Origin of the sequence: uncultured Pseudoflavonifractor sp., assembly GCF_944387805.1 — a bacterium.
Classification (GTDB): domain Bacteria; phylum Bacillota; class Clostridia; order Oscillospirales; family Oscillospiraceae; genus Pseudoflavonifractor.
On sequence record NZ_CALXGI010000005.1, the window covers coordinates 17,530 to 36,058 of the forward strand.

Here is an 18,529-nt window from a genome sequence, read left to right on the forward strand (position 1 = left end):
CTCTCTTTTTTTTGCTTTAGAATGTATCAGCTGTTCCCCGTGGGGATAAAGGGCCGGATGGCCATGGCCACGCTGCTGATTGGCATAGTCTGGAGCCACACCTTGCCGGGACCGGTAAGCAGAGTGTTGAAGATCCCCTCGCCTCCGAAAAACATATTCTTCAGTCCAGGCACCTGCTGGATGTCTATGGACACCGTGGGTTCAAACCCCGCTACGTTCCCCGTGTCCACCACCAGCTGCTGGCCCGGCATCAGGTCGTACTCGATGAGTTCTCCATCAATCTCCGCAAAGGCCATGCCACAACCGGACAGGCGCTGCATAATAAACCCCTCTCCGCCAAAAAAGCCCGCTCCCAGCTTGCGGTTGAAGTGGATGGACAGCTCCACCCCTGCCTCTGCCGCCAGAAAGGACTTCTTCTGTAAAATCATTTCTCTGCCCGGCCCAATCTCAATGGGCATGATTTTCCCCGGAAAGCTGGAGCCGAAGGTGATCATGCCGTCCCCACGGGCGGTATAGATATTCTGGAAGATGTTTTCGCCGGAGAATGCCCGGGAGAACATCTTGCCCAGCCCACCGCCGCTGGTCTCCATCTGCATATTGGGCGACATCCAGACCATGGAGCCGCTCTCGGTGATCATCCTTTCGCCGTTTTCCAAGTGACACATCACAACTGGGAAAGCGCCGCCTGCAATTTCGTATCTCATCGCCAGCCTCCTCTGTGTTTTGGGATATCTCCATCATAGATGCTGTGCTCCGGGCCGTCAAGCAGTTATTACGAATTTCGAAAAAATTATTCCCCGTCGGCTTTCACAAAAGTTGCGCCTCAGCCGCCCGGGCGTGACAACCTGCCCGGGGTATGATATGATAGTGACTGCTCAATCAACCGTTTTTGACGAAAGGAAACGCTTATGAGAGAATGCACTCGAATCAAAATCCTGATGGTGGTGGTGCCGCTGATCATCGCCCTTTTCTCCGTATTTGTCGTGTCCGACATCGCCTCCTCCACGGAGTTCCACGCCGAATCCATCGCCGCCCTGGATGAAAAGCAGACTACGGTCCTGGAGCTGACCGCAGCCTCCACCGCAGCCTCTGCGGCCCTCACCCTGCTCCCCGGCGACACTGCCACCCCTATTGCAGACAAACTGGCCGATCTGAGCTCCGGGTTCCTGGTGGTGCTGTGCGCCATCTACCTGGAGAAATATCTGCTGACCCTTACCGGCTTTGTCTCCTTTACCTTTCTTATCCCCATCTCCTGCTTGCTGTACGCCGCCAATGCGTTCCTCAACCGGGACGCCGTCCGTACCATCGCCAAAAAGCTGCTTATCTTCGGCATCGCCATTGTGCTGGTTATTCCGGTCAGTGTGAAGGTGTCCGCCCTGATCGAAAATACCTACCAGGCCTCCATTGAGGCCACCATTGACAGCGCCAAGCAGACCACTGAGGACGTGGAGGAGAGTACGGAAGGCGCTGCCGCCCAGGATGACACAGGCTTTCTGGAGGGGCTTATCTCCAAGATTACCGAGGGCATCACCAATGTTGCCGCTGGAATCTCCGAGAAAGTAGGCGACATGATTAACAGCTTCATTGAAGCGCTGGCCGTTATGCTGGTCACCTCCTGCGTCATCCCCATTCTGGTCATACTGCTCTTTGTGTGGCTGGTGAAGGTCACCTTCTCTGTCTCCCTGCCCGTCAGCTATGCCGGTGCAGTTAAGGGCGTCAAGGGTGCCTTCCGCCGCGAAGGCAAAGAGGACAGCCCCTCCTGACCCCACCATACATATTCCGGCCGCCGCTGCATATGCTATCCCCGGGTGATTGCATATGATCAAACACACATGGAAGGTCTGCGGCCTGTGGATTCTGCTCTCTGAGGCAGTGGGCGGGCTGTCCGGCTGGCTGACCCGGGACGGCGTCAAACTTTACAGCCAGTCCATTGTCCAGCCGCCTCTGTCTCCGCCCCCGCTGGTCTTTCCTATTGTGTGGGCTATTCTCTTCGCCCTCATGGGCATCGGCGCAGCCCGGGTATTCCTGGGTCCCGCTTCCGCCGCCCGCACCAGAGGACTGCGGCTCTTCTTTGTCCAGCTGGGCTTCAATTTTCTCTGGAGCATCCTGTTTTTCTGCCTTCAGGCCTTTGGATTTGCCCTGTTCTGGCTGCTGGTTCTGTGGGCCCTCATTTTGTGGATGCTATTTACCTTTCTCCAGGCGGACAGAGCCGCCGGATTTCTCCAAATCCCCTATCTGCTGTGGGTGACCTTTGCCGCCTACCTGAACCTGGGCGTCTGGATTCTCAATTAGGCTCCCATCCCGCTTTCCCATCAAGGCCCGGAAGCACTTTGCTGCTTCCGGGCCTTTTTCCACGTCTTTTTCCTCAACTTCCGGTTTCCCGGCAGCCGTGACCTTATCCCAAAGGCGGCGGACAGCGCGGGTGCCGGGGATGAGACCGGCCAGGCCGGTCTTGCCCGCTCGGACGCAGGCAGCAGCCGCCTGCGTCCTTATTTTTATCCTTTCGTCGTTTTCTTTAGCCCCAATTTAGGGCCGTCTATTATATTAAATCAAGTATGGGCGGCTCAGACCGCCCGGAAACCGCCATTCAAGGCGAGGAGGTTCCGCAATGATAAAAGTTGAGCACTTAACCAAGTACTACGGCGACTTTCTGGCGGTGGACGACCTGTCATTTGAGATTGATGAGGGGCACGTCTACGGCTTCCTGGGCCCCAACGGCGCAGGCAAGACCACAACCATGAACATGATGACCGGCTGTCTCTCCGCCACCTCAGGCAAGGTGGAGGTGGGCGGATACGACATTTTCGAGGACGCCAACAAGGCCAAGGAGCTGATTGGCTATCTCCCTGAGCAGCCGCCCCTATACATGAACGAGACGCCGGAGGAATACCTGCGCTTTGTGGGCGAGGCCAAGGGCCTGCGGGGCGGAGCGTTGGAGAAACAGATTGACAAGGTCATCGACCAGGTAAAAATTCAGGGCGTGCGGGGCCGCCGCATCTCCGCCCTGTCCAAAGGCTACAAGCAGCGGGTGGGCATCGCCCAGGCCCTGCTGGGCAACCCCAGGGTCATCATCCTGGATGAACCCACCGTGGGTCTGGACCCCATTCAGATCATTGAGATCCGCGATCTCATCAAGCAGCTGGGCCAGGAGCACACCGTTATCCTCAGCTCTCACATTCTCTCAGAAGTCCAGGCCATCTGCGAAAAAATTCTCATCATTGCCCACGGCAGGCTGGTGGCCTTTGACGAGCCTGACAACCTGGAGAAGAGCCTGCTGGCCGGAAGCGAGATCGTCTTTACTACCGACGCGAAGGAAGAGACGGTGATGGACATTCTCTCCGGCGTGGAGCACATCTCCGCCGTGCGGCTGGAGGAGAAGGAGAACGGACTGGTGTCCGCCCAGCTGAAAACCGACAGCAGCGATATCTACGCAGTGTCCCGCCGTCTCTTCTTCGCTTTTGCAGATAAAAAGCAGGCCCTGCTGGAGCTGTCCCTGAAGAAAGCCAGCCTGGAGGACATCTTCATTGAGCTGACCGAGGGCGGCGCCTCTGGTCAGGCGGGTTTGAGCCAGCCAGAAGACACGGCGGCAGAGCAGACAGAATCGTCCTCTCAGACCGGGGACGAGACTTCCGCCGGTACGGAAAGCGAGGAAGATCAGGTATGACAGCAGTACTGAAACATGAACTGAGGAACTATTTCCACTCCTTCACCGCCTATGTGTTCGGGGCCTTCCTGCTGGCCATTGTGGGAATTGGCTCCATGCTGTACAATCTCCAGGCTGCGGTGAGCAACTTTGAGTATGTGCTCAGCTTTGGCAGCATTGTGTTCGTGGTCATTGTGCCCATCCTGACCATGCGGGTCATCGCGGAGGAGCGCAGGCAGAGGACCGACCAGCTGCTCTACTCCCTGCCCATTACCACCACCCAGGTGATCGCAGGCAAGTATCTGGCCCTGCTGGTGGTCTACCTCATCCCCCTGGCCGTCATCTCCATCTACCCTCTGATTTTCTCCCAGTTCGGCGAGGTATACCTGCCCACCTCCTACGGCTCACTCTTTGCCATTTTCCTGATGGGCGCAGCCCTGATGGCTCTGGGCGTATTTATCTCCTGTCTGACCGACAACCAGGGTCTGGCAGCCGGTATCGGCATCGCGGTCATTCTGTTCAACTATTACAGTGTCAGCTTATCTGAGTACGTATCCTCCACCTCCTTCGGCTCAGTCATCGCCCTGGCTGTCCTCATCCTGGCCCTGGGCGCCCTTATCCGGTATCTGACCAGAAACGAACTGCTGGCCTATGGGGTAAGCCTGGTGCTGGCAGTGGCGGTGTGCGTGATTTGCTTTGTGGACGCCTCCCTGTTTGAAGGGCTTCTGCCTGCCATTATGAAGCAGTTGTCCCTCTTTGAACGGTTCAGCGCCTTTGTCAACGGCGTGTTCGACATGACTGCCATCGTGTACTATCTGTCTGTGATCGGATTTTTCCTCTTTCTTTCTGTCCAGTCCCTTGAGAAACGGAGGTACAACTGATGAAGCGCTGGAAGCTCCATGGAGACGGGGAGCAGGCGGCAAAAAACCGCATTGCCTTTCAGGGCGGCTCCTACTCCCTGATTATCACGGCGGTGGTGCTGGCCATTCTCATCGCAGTGAATGTACTGGTATCCGCCCTGCCCGCCGCTCTGACCAAATACGATATCAGCTCAGCCAAGCTCTACTCCATCACCAGCAACACCAAGGTTGTGGTGAACGCCCTGGAGGAGGACGTGACCATCTACTGGATCGTCCAGTCCGGTGAGGAGGACGCCGTCATTGAGAACCTGCTGAACAAGTATGACAGTCTGTCCGACCACATCTCGGTGGTCAAGAAGAACCCGGACGTATACCCCACCTTCGCCGAGCAGTACACCGACGAGACAGTGCAGAACAACAGCCTGGTGGTGGAGTGCGGTGACCGCAGCCGCTTCATCGGCTACAACGACATCTACGTCCAGGAGGCCAACATGTACTCCTACTCATACAGCACCTCCTTTGACGGCGAGGGCGCCATCACCTCCGCCATCGACTATGTGGTCACCGAGGACCTGCCTCAGCTCTACCTGCTGGAGGGACACGGCGAGCAGGATCTGCCCGCCACCTTCCGCGACCAGGTGGAGAAGGAGAACATCGAGGTGAACACCCTCTCCCTGCTGACGGTGGACGAGATTCCTGAGGAGGCCGGCTGCATCATGATCTACGCCCCCTCCTCCGACATCTCCACTGAGGAGAAGGATACGCTCTCTGCGTACACCAAGAACGGCGGCAAGCTGATGGTGGTGGCCGGGCCCGTGGAGGACGGCAGCCTGGACAACCTGTACAGCTTGCTCTCCGACTACGGCGTGGAGTCCTGCGAGGGCATCGTGGTGGAGTCCGACCGGGAGCACTACACCCTCCAGCCCTATGTTCTCCTGCCCGACATGAACAGCGACGAGATCACCGACTCCCTCATTGAGGAGCACTACTACGCCATCATGCCCATCTCACTGGGTCTGAATGTGGACAACGCCAGCAGCTCAGTCACCACCCTGATGACCACCTCCGACGCCTCCTTCAGCAAGATCGCGGGCTACGACCTGGAGACCTATGAGAAGGAAGACGGGGACATTGACGGCCCCTTTGCTGTGGCGGTGTCCATCGATTGCGGCAACGAGGGCCAGATTGTGTGGTTCACCTCCTCCGCCTTCCTGGAGGACATGTACAACGCCTTCTCCTCCGGCGCCAACTCCGACCTGGCTATGAACGCCCTGTCCTCCCTCATTGGCGAGCGGGAGGCCATGGCCATCCGCAGCAAGTCCCTGAACTATAACTACCTGAATATCAGCAGCTCCACCGCCTCCCTGCTGAAGGTGCTGATGATCGGCGTGTTCCCCCTGGCCTATCTGGGCATCGGCATTGGCGTGATTCTGAGAAGAAGGAGGCTTCAGAATGAAGCGGGCTAAACGGATCTATATCCTGCTGGGCGTGCTGGCAGTGGTTTGCATTGCCGCCTTCGCCGTCATGCAGTACCAGGAGCAGCAGGAGCTTATTCAGAACACTGACGATATCATCCTGGAGGTGGACTCCGGCGCGGTCCAGTCCCTCTCCTGGAGCTACGACGGAGATACCCTGGCCTTCCACAGGGACGGTACCTGGCTCTACGATGGGGACGAGGCCTTCCCTGTAGACGGGGAGAAGATCAACGAACTGCTGGAGACCTTCCAGGCCTTCGGCGCCGCCTTCATCATCCACGACGTCACCGACTTCGCCCAGTACGGCCTGGACGACCCCGTCTGCACCATCGGCCTGACCACCAAGGACACCAGCTATGAGATCCAGCTGGGGGATTACAGCACCATGGACGCCCAGCGGTATGTCTCCATCGGGGACGGCAACGTATACCTGGTCCAGGAGGACCCGCTGGACACCTTCGATGTGGAACTCAGCGACCTCATCGACAACGACGAGACCCCCAGCTTTGACCGGGTGGAGTCCATTCAGTTCACCGGCAGCGACTCCTATCAGGTCATTTATCAGGAGGACAGCGGCTACTCCTGCTGTGCCGGCGACGTGTACTTCAAAGAGCAGGACGGGACGTACCTGCCCCTGGACACTTCCCTGGTGGACAGCTACCTGAGCGGCATCACCAGCCTGAGCCCCACCGACTATGTGACCTATAACGCCGCCGAGGAGGACCTGGCCACCTACGGCCTGGACAATCCGGAACTGACCGTGGCCGTCACCTACACCCCCGCGGGAGACGAGGACAGCGGGGAGACCGCCGAGCCCCTGGTCTTTACCATCAGTATCAGCCGTGACCCCGAGGAGCGGAGCGCAGCGGAGGAGGCGGAGCGTACTGAGGAGGCGGAGCGTACTGAGGAGGCGGAGCGTACTGAGGAGGACGACGCCGCCGGCATCACCGCCTATGTGCGCATCGGCGCGTCTAAGATCATCTACCAGATCACCGGTGCCCAGTACAAGGAGCTGATGGCCGCCTCCTACAACGATCTGCGGCACCAGGAGGTGTTCTGCGCCGACTTTTCCGACGTGACCGGCCTGGACATCACCCTGGAGGACACGGTCTATACCATCACCTCCGAGGGCGCCGGCGACAGCAGAACCTTCTCTTACAATGGTGAGGAGATTGAGATTGCCGACCTGCAGGACGCTCTGGAGGCAATAACCGCCTCCAGATTCACCGACGAGAACCCCGCCCAGAAGGAGGAAATCAGCCTGACGGTTCATCTGGACAACGAGAATTTCCCGGAGATCCGAATCCAGCTGTACCGCTTCGACGGAGAGCAGTGTCTGGCCGTGGTGGACGGCAAGCCTGTCTCCCTGGTCTCCCGCTCCTCTGTGGTGGACCTCATCGAGGCGGTCAACGCCATCGTCCTCTAATCTGCCTGCAAACACAAAAAACCAGGATCGCTCTTGCGGTCCTGGTTTTTTGTATTACAGCTTGACCCGGAAGCGGATGGCCCGTCCCTCCAGACTGGAGACGGTGATCTCACCCCTGTGCTTCTCCGCAATGGCCTTGGCAATGGACAGCCCCACACCAAAGCCGCTGCCGTAGGTTCTGGCTTTGTCGGCCCGGTAGAACCGGTCAAACAGGCGGTCCAGCTGAATGCTGTCCACTGCCGCATAACTGTTTTCCAGCGTCAGCACCGGTCGCCGCCCGCCGGACAGCCCCACCCTGATGGTACCATCCCTGTCACAGTACTTCACTGCGTTGTCCATCAGGATGGAGATGAGCTGGCGGACAGCCGCCTCGTCCCCGGTGCAGCTCACCCCAGGCGGCACGTCCTGCTCCAGGGTTATCCCCCTCTCCCGGATGGTCCCGGCAAAGGCTGCCGCCGTCTCACTCACCGCCTCACTCAGACTGAAGGGGCGCATCTCCAGGGTACTCTGGTCCTCGTCCATTCGGCTGAGCATCACCAGCCGGTTCACCAGCCCGGCCATGATGCCTGTCTCCTCCCGGATGTCGCTGAGCCATTCATTGGGGCCGCTCTCCGACTCCATAATGTCCAGATTGGTCTGAATCAGGGTCAGAGGCGTTTTGAGCTCGTGGTTTGCGTCGGTGATGAACTGCTTCTGCTTCTGGTAACTCTCCACAGCGGGCTTCACCGCCTGTTTGGAGAACAAAATTACCAGCAGCAGCACCACTACGCTGCCCGCGATGAACACTGAAGAGGCAGTCAGCAGGAAGCGCTGATTCGGCTCCCTGGTGTCCGCGCCATTGATGAACACCACCGCAGTGCCGTCGGCTGCGGGGTACACCTTGTAACGGAAATTCTCGAGCCACCCCCGCTCCTTCCCCTTCTCTAGGGCAGCGGCGGCGTATGCCTGGGCCTCCTCCTCACTGACGCTGGCGATGGCCCGGATATCCACCGAGAGCAGCTCCCCTTCTCCGTCGAAGCGCACGGTGAAGAACCGGGTGGTAAAGGGGGACTCCTGATTCACCCCTTCCGGCGGAAGAATCTGTCCCGCCTCCGGCCCGAACTGCTCAAAGTCCGGGAAAATACCGTCGTTTTCTGACACCAGGTCGGCCAGCGTGTCCAGCCGGGCGCTGGTCTGGACCTCGGTAAACAGATAGATGGCGGCAAAAAGCACAAAGAACACCGTCACAAAAGACAGCATGCAGAGCCGGATGAATTTCTTTCTCAGCCGGTCAATCATGTCTCCTGCTCCAGAATATATCCGGCGTTGCGGACCAAGCGGATGGACACGGGGGCTTTCAGCGCCGCCAGCTTTTTCCGTAAATTTGAGATGTGCACCCACACCACACTGATATCCACCTCGCTGTCCCACCCCCACACATGGGACATGAACTCGTCAGTGGCGACAATGAAATTGGGGCGCTGGATCAGCATCTCCATAATTTGAAACTCCCTGCCGCTGAGGGTCTGACTCTTCCCTCTGCAGCTGAGCTCGTAGGTGGACCGGTTGAGCGTCAGCTCCCCTACCTGTACCAGGTCGGGCACGTAGTTGTCCTTTCGCCGCAGCATGGCCCGCACCCGGGCCAGCAACTCGGAGGTGGAGAAGGGTTTGGACAGGTAGTCGTCCGCCCCCGCGTCCAGCCCCTCCACCCGCTGCTCCACCTCGGTCCTGGCTGTCAGAAACAGGGCCGGTGTGGAGATGCCCTGTCCCCGGACGCTGCGCAGCACTGCAATGCCGTCCAGCCCGGGCATCATAACGTCCAGCACCATGCCGTCGTACTCCTCTGTCTCGGCATAGGCCAGGGCGTCCGTCCCGGTGGACACCGCGTCCACCATGTACCTGTTTTTCTCAAAGATGTGCTTGAGGGATTTCAGCAGCTTCAGATCGTCCTCCGCCACTAGCAGCCGCATAAGCTCAACCCGCCTTTCCTGGGTGATGTTTTCTGAGCTGTGCGCCGCTTCTTTCCCGCTGTTTCTTTCCTGTGTCTATTATAGTCTCCCGACGGAGCAGTATCAACGCGCGAAGCATTTCGTTTACAAAATGTTTTGATTTTCCCGGCCTTTAACCACAGATTTCACAGTTTATTCATCAAAAATTTTAGCACATCTCAGGCGCCGGGCCTTGTGCTGTATCTCCGGTCAAAAAACGGCCGTCCCTCCACCGCTCTGTCTACCTGCTCCACCCAGAAGCGGCCCCGGCGGCAGAAAGGAATTCCCCACCTGCCGCTGCTTTTTTATTCCATTGCAGAGAAAAGTCTGTTATACTGAAGGCATCCCCAGCGGTACAACGTCTGCCAATACGGGTCCATTGAACACAGAAAAGCCCCGGCGGCGGTGTGTCCAATCCCAGCGCTGACCTACGCCGCAAAATCCATCCGGAAAGGAGCTGAAAGCATGATCTACTGCATGTCCGACCTTCACGGCGAAGAGGACCGCTTTCACGCCATGCTGGAAAAAATTCAGTTCTCCGGTCAGGATGCGCTGTATGTCATTGGGGATGTCATCGACCGGAAGCCCGGCGGTGTACCCCTCCTCCAGGAGATTATGGCGGCGGATAACATGCATCTGCTGCTGGGCAACCATGAACAGATGTGCCTGGACACCCTGGGCCCCAACAGCGTCTACGGCAGCCGGGAGCTCTGGCGGCATAACGGCGGCAACTGCACTTACCGCCACCTGATATACATCTGCTCCCCCCAGGAGCGGCGGGACATTCTCAAATTTTTATCCTGCCTGCCCGACCATATGGAGCTGACCGTAGGGGAACGCGCCTTCCATCTGGTCCACGGTATGCCGTCGGAGGACCCGCACCGGCGGATTTGGGGACGGCCTGAGCGGGACACCCCAGCCCCCCTCCACGGCTGCACCGCCATCGTAGGCCATACCCCCACCTGCTTTCTCACCGGGCGGATGGACCAGCCCCTGTCCATCTGGCACGGGGACGGGATCATCGATATTGACTGCGGCTGCGGCCACGCCAGCGAGCACCGGCGGCTCTCCTGCCTGCGGCTGGACGATATGGCCGAGTTCTATGTATAAAATCGAACGGGGACAGACAGCATCCCGGCTGTCTGTCCCCGTTTTCTCTTATCTCCGGCCGCTCCCCGCTCGAACGGTGCAAACCCGCTCCATGTCATAGGTGCGGATAAAAGACGCCACACTGGCCCCCACTTCCAGATAGCGGAGCAGGATCTCCCCGCAGGCCAGGCTGTCGCTGCCGGCATGGTGGTGGTCCAGTGCCAGCCCCAGATAATCGCTCACTGTGTCCAGCCTGTGGTTGGGCAGCCGGGGCAGCAGCCGGCGGCTCATCTGACAGGTGCAGGCATAGCGCACCGTGGGGCGCCAGCGGATGCCATAGTCTCGCAGGCACTTGGCCAGCACCGACATATCAAAGGGGGCGTTATGGGCAATGAGCAGGCCGCTGTCCATCAGGGGCCCAATCTCCCGCCACAGCTCCGGAAAAGTGGGCTTGTCCGCCACCATCTCAGGGGTAATACCCGTCAGGGCAATATTGAACCGGTCAAAGCGCTGCTCCGGGTTCACCAGCGTGTAGTACTCCCCCGCAATCTTCCCCGCCTCCACCACTGCAATGCCGATGGCGCTCATGCGGTCGTTGGCGTAGTTGGGGGTCTCCACGTCAAAGGCGATATATCTGCCGTTCATCTCTTTCTCCTCCCGCGGCTGCGTCTCCGGTCCGGGGCTCCGTCCCGCGCCTGATTGTACCACAGCCCGGACGCCAGGGCAAGCCCGCTCAGAGATACCGCTGGGCAAACCGCTTCATGGGCTTGTTGACCTGCTTGGCTGTAAGCCCCACGCAGATGGCTGCCGCCACCGTGCCCTCCCGGACGCCGGTCAGCTTTCCCAGGAACAGGAAGGACAGAATGGCAGCCAGAACCACCAGCGTTACGTCAAAGCCCACCTTGGCATTGGCAAACTTCACACGGAAGGCCTTACACACGGCCAGAACCATGCCCTCGCCGGCCAGAGTGACCACCCCGGCAGTGACCTCAAAGCTGACGCCCACGCCCACCAGCAGAATTCCGATTATGCACAGCACCCAGGCCGTGGGGTAAGAGGTGCAGGCGATGCCGCGGAGAACCCACACGCTGAAGTCAGTCAGTCCGCCGAATATCAGGGCCACGGGCAGCTGGATGAGCTGGACAGGGTCATACTGCCTGCGCAGCAGCAGGATTTGCAGCACAATCAGCGTCACGTGCATGGCAATGGTGGCAGTACCGACAGTAAGCGGCGTAAACTGGCTGAGCACATAGGGCAGGCTGGAGATGGGCGACGTGCCCAGTCCCGCCTTAATGGAAAAGGCCACACCGAAGGCCATGATAACAAGGCCCACGCACAGCAGGATGTACCGCTTGACATACGCTTTGATTTTATTTTGAAGTTCCGTCTCCATCACCCGTTCTCCCTTCCGTCAGGTGACACCGACGCGTATACTTTTTCCAGCAGCACCCACAGCTGTTTTTGTTCCTCCGGCGTCAGCTGTGCCGCCGCCCGGGCGTCGGCACGGCGGAAGATGTCCGCCATCTGCGCTCCCAGCTTCTCCCCCTCCGGCGTCAGGGACACATAGAGGGACCGGCGGTTTCCGTCCCTCTGCTTCCGGCGGACCAGGCCGTCCCGCTCCATACGGAGCAGGATGCTGCCCACGGTGGCCTGTTCAATCTCACAGAAGGCTGCGATGCTCTTCTGATTGCACTCCCCCAGCGCCATCAGGCACTCCAGGATTTTAGGCTGTCCCGGCGACAGGCCCAGGGCCGCCGCCTCGCTCAAAATCCAGCGGTTCAGGTTGGTGTGAGTTTTCATCAGCAGGTAATGCAGTGCGTCCATATCTGTTCTCCCGGATAATAAGTTTTCTTATTATATCGATGCTTATTATAGTCCGGCGGCCTCATCTGTCAAGTCCCGGACGCGCAGGCGCCCCGCTCTGCGTCGTGCAGAGCGGGGCGCCTGTGTGCGCTATCTGCCTGTGAAAACGGTCAGTCCAGGTTCAGGAAATCTTTCCGGTAGTTGACGCCGAAGAATTCGGCCAGCTCCTGCATCTGGCTGTCCAGAATGGTGTTCTTCCGGGGCAGGTGGGCGGTGAGCATGTAGATCTGAGCCGCCTTCTCCACAGTCTCAATGAGGCCGAAGGTCTCGTCCAGGGTCTTGCCCGCACCGTAGATACCGTGCATCCCCCAGATAACCAGCCGGAACTCCTCCATCTTCTTCGCGGTGGCCTCGCCGATGGAGTTTGTGCCGCAGAGCATCCAGGGCAGCACGCCCACGCCGTCAGGGAACACGGCGATGCACTCGGTGCACATCTCCCACAGGGTGTGGGTGAACTTCTTCTCGTCCAGCTCATGGACATAGTTCATGGCCAGGGTGTAGGTGGGGTGGCTGTGCATGACCACCCGGTTCTCCGGGTCCACCTTCAGGCGGGCCATGTGGCTCATCAGGTGGGCGGGCAGTTCGGAGGTGAACTTGCCGCCGTCCTTATAGCCCCACAGCAGCTCGGCGGTGGTGCCGTCCTGGGCGATGCGGATGATGCCCAGGTTGGTCTCCGGGTCCTTCTCCACATTCTTGAAGTACTTGCCGGTGCCGGTGACGATGAAGTACTTGCCAATGAGAGGCTTGGCGTCAAATCCGGTGGGAATGGTCCGGATCACCTTATTCAGGTCCAGATAATCGGCAACCTCCTCTTCAGGCAGTAAGTAGCTCAAATTGCCGCCGTTCCGCTCATCCCACCCCAGCCGGTACATGTTGGCAGTGGTGCTCTTCATCTCCTCCACAAAGGGAGCGGTCAGAATATCTTTCATGGCGTTTCTTCTCTCCTATCTCACATCAGCTGGCGGAACAGACTCTTGAAGTCCTCCACAGTGGCCTCTCTGGGATTGCCGGGGGCGCAGGCATCGGCGGCGGCGGACTGGGCCAGGAAGTCCAGGTCCTCCTCCTTCATGGCAGGCAGCTTGGTGGGGATACCCACGTCCTGAGACAGCTGGCGCACGGCGTCAATGGCTGCCTTGCGGTAGGCTGCCTGGTCCATGCCTGTGGTATCCACCCCCATGGCCTCGGCAATATCCTTGAACTTCTCGCCGGTGTACTCCTGATTGAACTCCATCACGATAGGGAGCATCATGGCGCAGGCCACGCCGTGGGGGGTGTCGTACACAGCGCCCAGGGTGTGGGCCATGGAGTGGGCGATGCCCAGGCCCACGTTGGAGAAGGCCATGCCGGTGACAAACTGGCCCAGAGCCATGCCCTCCCGGCCCTCGGGCTCGTTGTTCACAGCGCTCCGCAGGTTCTTGGAGATGAGGCGGATGGCCTCCAGGTTCAGGCAGTCCGCCAAGGTCCAGGCGGCCTTGGTGGTGTAGCCCTCAATGGCGTGGGTCAGGGCGTCCATGCCGGTGGAGGCGGTGAGGCCCTTGGGCATGGTGGACATCATGTCGGGGTCCACAATGGCGATGTCGGGGATGTCGTTGGTGTCCACGCAGACGAACTTGCGCTTGCGCTCCACGTCGGTAATGACGTAGTTGATGGTGGCCTCGGCGGCGGTGCCGGCGGTGGTGGGCACGGCGATGGTGAACACGGTGCGGTTCTTGGTGGGGGCCACACCCTCCAGGGAGCGGACGTCGGCGAACTCGGGGTTGTTGATGATGATGCCGATGGCCTTGCCGGTGTCCATGGAGGAGCCGCCGCCGATGGTAATCATGTAGTCGGCGCCAGACTTCTTGTAGGCCTCCACGCCGGACTGGACGTTCTCAATGGTGGGGTTGGGCTTGATGTCGGAGTAGATCTCATAGGCCATGCCGGCCTCGTCCAGCAGGTCGGTGACCTTCTTGGTGACGTTGAACTTGACCAGGTCGGGGTCGGAGGCGATGAAGGCCTTCTTGTAACCCTTGGCGGCCACCAGACCGGGGATCTCCTTGATAGCGCCCTTTCCGTGATAGGAGATGGCGTTGAGCACAAAACGATTGACCATGGTAATACTCCTCCTGTATCTTTTCCGTTTTATTGTTTCAATTCAGCGCTTGGAGAGCACATCCCGCTCATACTGGAGCACGGTGTCCAGCCAGGTGCCGTCCAGGGGCGCGCCGCACCGGCGGCAGTACTCGTCCCACACATCGCCGAAGGGCATGGTCTTCAGCTCGTCCTGGCGCACCAGCACGGCGGTCAGGTCGCCCGCGTCCTGGTCGGCCTTCAGACTGTCGCTGGGGGTGAGCAGGGCGTAGAGCAGGGCCTTCTGCCAGTTGCGGAAGCCCAGAGTCCAGGCCGCCACCCGGTTGACCGAGGCGTCGAAATAGTCCAGGGCCATCTTCACCCGGCCCTCCAGGCCGCCGCAGCGGACAATCTCTTTGGCCATCTCCCGGGTCTCATCGTCAAAGAGGACCACGTGGTCGCTGTCCCAGCGGACGGGGCGGGTGATGTGGAGGGCGATCTCGGGGAAGAACACCAGCAGGGCGGGGATCTTGTCGCTCACCACCTCGGTGGGGTGGTAGTGTCCGTTGTCCATAAGGGGGATGCACCTGCCCGGGTTGGCGGCGGCGTAGCTCAGGGAGAACTCGGCGCTGCCCACAGTGCAGGCCTCCACGCCGATGCCGAATACCTTGGACTCCACGCAGGGCTTGACTTTGTCAAAGTCAAAGGGTTCGGAGAGAATCTCATCAATGGACTCCTTATAGCGCATCCGGGGCCCCATACGGTCGGCGGGGATGTCCTTGAAGCCGTCGCCGGTCCAGATGTTCATGACGCAGGGCTGTCCCAGCTCCTCGGCCAGATACTGGCTGATGCGGATGCAGGCCTTGCCGTGGTCAATCCAGAAGCGGCGGGTCTCCTCATTGGGAGAGGACAGGGTCAGAGGGTCGCACATGGGGTGGGAGAAGAAGGTGGGGTTGAAGTCGCAGCCCAAGCCCCGCGCCTTGCAGAAGTCCACCCACTTCTTGAAGTGCTTGGGCTCCAGCTTGTCCCGGTCCACCCAGCCGCCGTTGCCGTCGTCAAAGATGGCGTAGCTGGCGTGGAGGTTCAGCTTTTTCATGCCAGGGCACAGCTTGAGAACCATGTCGATGTCAGCCATCAGCTCTTCAGGGGTGCGGGCCCGGCCGGGGTAATTGCCTGTGGTCTGGATGCCGCCGGTGAGGGGCTTGGTTGGGTCGGTGTCAAAGCCGCGAACGTCGTCGCCCTGCCAACAGTGGAGAGAGACGGGAGCTTTCATCAGCCGCTCCATGGCCTGCTCGGTGTCCACACCCAGCGCGGCGTATTTCTCTTTCGCTTCGTTATACATATGCAGCCTCCTGCAGCAGAATATTTCCCAGGGCCGTGGCCTCGGGGGAGCCGGTAATCACCGGCCGGCCGATGGCCTGCCAGGTAAGGTGATTAAGGTAGGTGTTGTTGGCGCCGCCGCCCACAATGCACAGCACATCAAACTTTTCGCCGGTGATGTTTTCCAGCTCGTCCAGGGCGGCTGCGTAGGCGTGGGCCAGGCTCTGATAGATGGCATGGGCGTACTGACCAGGTGTCTGGGGTATGGGCCAGTTCTTCCGGGCGCACTCATCGTCAATCTCCGCCATCACCGACTTGGGCGCCAGATAGCGGGCGCTGTTTACGTCCAGGCGGTAGTCGAAATTGGCCTCGTCCCTGGCCATTTGGGCCAGCTGGGCGAAGGAGTACCGGTCTTCCAGCTCCCGCTTGAGACACTGGACCAGCCACAGTCCCATAATGTTCTTGAGAAACCGGATGGTGCCCACGCCGCCCTCATTGGTGAAGTTGGCCTTCATAGCCTCAGGGGTGGTGATGGGCTGCTCCAGCTCTGCTCCCAGCAGAGACCAGGTGCCGCTGGAGATGTAGGCCGTGCCCTTTCGGGGCAGGGCGGCGATGGCGGAGGCGGTGTCGTGGGTGGCGGGGAGGACTACGTCGCAGGTGAAGCCAACTTCCCGGGCGATGTCCCCCTTCAGCCGGCCCAGCTTTACCGGCGGGCGCTGGGGCTGGGCGGCGAAGAGCCGCTCCGGCAGGCCCAGAGCGGAAATGATCTCCATATCCCATGTCCTGCGCCTGGCATCCAGCAGACCGGTGGAGCTGGCGTTGGTGTACTCGTGGGCCTTCATGCCTGAGAGATAGAAACTCAGGTACTCGGGCAGCATGAGGAAATCCGCCGCATGCTCCAGCCGTCCGCGGGCCTTGTCCCAGCAGAGCTGGTAGATGGTGTTGAAGGGCTGAAACTGAATACCGGTCCGCTCATAGAGCCTTTCAAAGGAAATTGTCTTGTGGGCCAGCTCAGCCCCCTCTCCGCCCCGGCTGTCCCGGTAGCAGTACAGGGGCAGGATGGGCTGGTCCTGGCTGTCCAGCAGCACATAGTCCACCGCCCATGTGTCGATGCCCACGCTGTCGGGCACAATGCCCTGCTCCCTGCAGGCCTTCAGGCCGCCCACCACCTCCCGGCACAGCCGGTCCAGGTCCCACACCAGGTGGCCCTCCCGCTCTTCAGGCAGGTTGGGAAAGCGGTAGACCTCCTTCATTTTCAGCTCGCCGTTCTCCCTCCAGGCGGCAATATGCCGGCCGGATGAGGCGCCGATGTCAATGGCTAAGTGTATCATTTCCGATGCCCTCTCTTTTTTGGGGTTTAGAGGTCAGTCCTCCTGCTGCTTGTGGCGGGCAGCGATAGCGGCCTGCTCCTCGGGCAGCTTCTTCTCCACAGTGAAGAAGAAGATCAGCGCCGCGCACACCACATAGGCGATGGTCTCCACCCAGATATAGCCCACGGTGATGGTGCTCTGGACGGCGGCAGTCTGCACAAGGGTCTCTGCTCCACCGGTGGGCTTCTGGTAGTTGACCGCGCCCAGCATGGCCATGAATACGGCGTTCATGATGGGGGTGGCGGCCACCATCAGGGAGGAATAAATGCTCATGGTCAGGCCGTCAGTGCGGATGCCGCGCTTGAACTCGATGTGGTCAATGACGTCGGCCAGCATGGCCAGAATCAGGTAGCAGGCGGGGGCGGAGCCCAGGCACTTGAGGGCCACGCCGACGGCCACCAGGACAAAGTTGTGGCTGCCCAGTCCGGCGATCACGCCGCCCACGGCGCCCAGCAGCATGCCCGCCAGACACACAATACGCTTGGAGAACTTGTTGGCCAGGGGCACCACAAACAGGGCTGCCACCGCCATGGGGATGGCGCCCAGAACAGCCAGAATGGTCTGGGCAAAGCCCCAGTCGATGGTGCCGGTGGCGCCGATGACCCACTCGCAGAAGTAGCTCATGGAGCCGTTTTTCATGGCGCCGGCCCACTGGAAGCCCAGGTAGAAGAGAATGACAATCCACCACCACTTCTCACTGGTGACGGCCCCCAGCTGCTCGCCCAGAGAGGCGGCCTTAGCCTTGGTCTCCTGAGCATCTCCCTTTCCCATGGCCTCTTCAGTGACCCGCTCGCGGGTAAACTTGTACTGGAGGAAGATAGTCAGGGCGGAGAAAATAGCCACGGCCAGCATGACCATGAACCACATGTTCTGGTCGTTCTTCATCACCTGGCTCACCAGGATGGGGAATACCATGGAGCCCACGCCCATAACGCCCAGACCGGCCACATTGGTGAAGGAGGCCAGGGCGCCCCGCTGCTGGCTGTTGCGGGTGGACACGGGGATGAGGGTGGAGTTGGCGGTGTTGTAGATGGGATAGGCCACGGCATAATAGAGGTTGTAGGCGATGGCAATCCACACCATCTTGGCCACGCCCTCAAAGGGGACGATAAACATGAGCACGCTGGCCACCGACAGCGTCAGGGCGGACAGCAGCACCCAGGGCCGGGCTTTACCCGCCAGGCAGCGGGTGCGCTCGATGAGCTGGCCCACAATCAGGTTGGCCGCCACGATAAGGACCGTGGACGCCACCTGGAGCACAGAGAGAAATGCCTCATCCAGGGCCAGCACATCGGTGAAGTACTTGTTGAGGAAACTGGTGAAAATGCCAGAGGAGAGCAGGGCTCCGAAGGGGCCGATAAAGTAGCCCAGCAGCATCTCAGGGAGCCGAACTTCCGGGGATCGAATCAGGGATCTGGTGAGGGGTGTGTTCCAGAAGTCATTTTTTTTGTTGTTCATAGTCCAAGT

The 18,529-nt window shown here is 59.9% G+C and carries 18 protein-coding genes; 7 read left to right on the forward strand and 11 right to left on the reverse strand.

Annotation, left to right across the window (positions count from 1 at the left end; translation table 11 throughout):
* Window positions 1-26: 26 nt before the first annotated feature.
* A complete protein-coding gene (locus tag Q0K06_RS02425; protein ID WP_294548101.1) occupies window positions 27-704 on the reverse strand; it encodes a TIGR00266 family protein in 678 nt (225 codons plus the stop codon).
* Between the two features lie 204 nt (window positions 705-908).
* Here Q0K06_RS02425 and Q0K06_RS02430 point away from each other — a divergent pair, with 204 nt between their 5' ends.
* The 6 genes from Q0K06_RS02430 to Q0K06_RS02455 all read left to right on the forward strand — a co-directional run bounded on the left by Q0K06_RS02430 (window position 909) and on the right by Q0K06_RS02455 (window position 7,404).
* Window positions 909-1,763: a hypothetical protein gene (locus Q0K06_RS02430; protein ID WP_294548104.1), complete on the forward strand. Its 855-nt coding sequence runs from the start codon at window positions 909-911 to the stop codon at window positions 1,761-1,763.
* Window positions 1,764-1,818: 55 nt separating this feature from the next.
* Window positions 1,819-2,292, forward strand: coding sequence for a TspO/MBR family protein (locus Q0K06_RS02435; RefSeq protein ID WP_294548107.1), 474 nt, complete (start codon window positions 1,819-1,821; stop codon window positions 2,290-2,292).
* 316 nt (window positions 2,293-2,608) lie between these two features.
* A complete protein-coding gene (locus Q0K06_RS02440; protein ID WP_294548109.1) occupies window positions 2,609-3,664 on the forward strand; it encodes an ABC transporter ATP-binding protein in 1,056 nt (351 codons plus the stop codon).
* Complete coding sequence (locus Q0K06_RS02445; protein ID WP_294548111.1) at window positions 3,661-4,524, forward strand: ABC transporter permease subunit; 864 nt, start codon at window positions 3,661-3,663, stop codon at window positions 4,522-4,524. Before Q0K06_RS02440 ends, Q0K06_RS02445 begins: the two co-directional genes overlap by 4 nt.
* A complete protein-coding gene (locus Q0K06_RS02450; protein WP_294548113.1) occupies window positions 4,524-5,969 on the forward strand; it encodes a GldG family protein in 1,446 nt (481 codons plus the stop codon). Before Q0K06_RS02445 ends, Q0K06_RS02450 begins: the two co-directional genes overlap by 1 nt.
* Window positions 5,956-7,404, forward strand: coding sequence for a DUF4340 domain-containing protein (locus Q0K06_RS02455; protein ID WP_294548115.1), 1,449 nt, complete (start codon window positions 5,956-5,958; stop codon window positions 7,402-7,404). Before Q0K06_RS02450 ends, Q0K06_RS02455 begins: the two co-directional genes overlap by 14 nt.
* Window positions 7,405-7,458: 54 nt before the next feature.
* Here Q0K06_RS02455 and Q0K06_RS02460 read toward each other — a convergent pair whose 3' ends face one another.
* Both Q0K06_RS02460 and Q0K06_RS02465 read right to left on the reverse strand, forming a co-directional pair.
* Window positions 7,459-8,682: a HAMP domain-containing sensor histidine kinase gene (locus Q0K06_RS02460; protein WP_294548118.1), complete on the reverse strand. Its 1,224-nt coding sequence runs from the start codon at window positions 8,680-8,682 to the stop codon at window positions 7,459-7,461.
* The gene (locus Q0K06_RS02465; protein WP_294548121.1) at window positions 8,679-9,353 is read right to left on the reverse strand and encodes a response regulator transcription factor; all 675 of its coding nucleotides are present in this window, start codon (window positions 9,351-9,353) and stop codon (window positions 8,679-8,681) included. The genes Q0K06_RS02460 and Q0K06_RS02465 overlap by 4 nt, the downstream gene beginning before the upstream one ends.
* A gap of 483 nt (window positions 9,354-9,836) precedes the next feature.
* On the opposite strand from Q0K06_RS02465, the gene Q0K06_RS02470 reads away from it, so the two are divergent.
* Window positions 9,837-10,481 carry a metallophosphoesterase gene (locus Q0K06_RS02470; RefSeq protein WP_294548124.1) on the forward strand — a complete coding sequence of 215 codons (645 nt, stop codon included), beginning with the start codon at window positions 9,837-9,839 and terminating at the stop codon, window positions 10,479-10,481.
* Between the two features lie 48 nt (window positions 10,482-10,529).
* Here the strand turns inward: Q0K06_RS02470 and Q0K06_RS02475 are convergent, their stop codons facing one another.
* The 8 genes from Q0K06_RS02475 to Q0K06_RS02510 form a co-directional block, all read right to left on the reverse strand.
* Window positions 10,530-11,105, reverse strand: coding sequence for a 3'-5' exonuclease (locus Q0K06_RS02475; RefSeq protein ID WP_294548128.1), 576 nt, complete (start codon window positions 11,103-11,105; stop codon window positions 10,530-10,532).
* Window positions 11,106-11,193: 88 nt separating this feature from the next.
* On the reverse strand, window positions 11,194-11,853 hold the full coding sequence (locus Q0K06_RS02480; protein WP_294548131.1) for a DUF6198 family protein: 660 nt from the start codon (window positions 11,851-11,853) through the stop codon (window positions 11,194-11,196).
* Window positions 11,853-12,284: a MarR family transcriptional regulator gene (locus tag Q0K06_RS02485; RefSeq protein ID WP_294548134.1), complete on the reverse strand. Its 432-nt coding sequence runs from the start codon at window positions 12,282-12,284 to the stop codon at window positions 11,853-11,855. The genes Q0K06_RS02480 and Q0K06_RS02485 overlap by 1 nt, the downstream gene beginning before the upstream one ends.
* A 149-nt stretch (window positions 12,285-12,433) precedes the next feature.
* Complete coding sequence (gene rhaD, locus Q0K06_RS02490; protein ID WP_294548137.1) at window positions 12,434-13,252, reverse strand: rhamnulose-1-phosphate aldolase; 819 nt, start codon at window positions 13,250-13,252, stop codon at window positions 12,434-12,436.
* Between the two features lie 20 nt (window positions 13,253-13,272).
* Window positions 13,273-14,415, reverse strand: coding sequence for a lactaldehyde reductase (gene fucO, locus Q0K06_RS02495; protein ID WP_294548140.1), 1,143 nt, complete (start codon window positions 14,413-14,415; stop codon window positions 13,273-13,275).
* Window positions 14,416-14,457: 42 nt separating this feature from the next.
* On the reverse strand, window positions 14,458-15,714 hold the full coding sequence (locus tag Q0K06_RS02500) for an L-rhamnose isomerase (RefSeq protein ID WP_294548143.1): 1,257 nt from the start codon (window positions 15,712-15,714) through the stop codon (window positions 14,458-14,460).
* On the reverse strand, window positions 15,707-17,023 hold the full coding sequence (locus Q0K06_RS02505) for a rhamnulokinase family protein (RefSeq protein WP_294548145.1): 1,317 nt from the start codon (window positions 17,021-17,023) through the stop codon (window positions 15,707-15,709). Before Q0K06_RS02505 ends, Q0K06_RS02500 begins: the two co-directional genes overlap by 8 nt.
* Window positions 17,024-17,056: 33 nt before the next feature.
* On the reverse strand, window positions 17,057-18,520 hold the full coding sequence (locus Q0K06_RS02510; protein WP_294548148.1) for an MFS transporter: 1,464 nt from the start codon (window positions 18,518-18,520) through the stop codon (window positions 17,057-17,059).
* Between the last annotated feature and the right edge of the window lie 9 nt (window positions 18,521-18,529).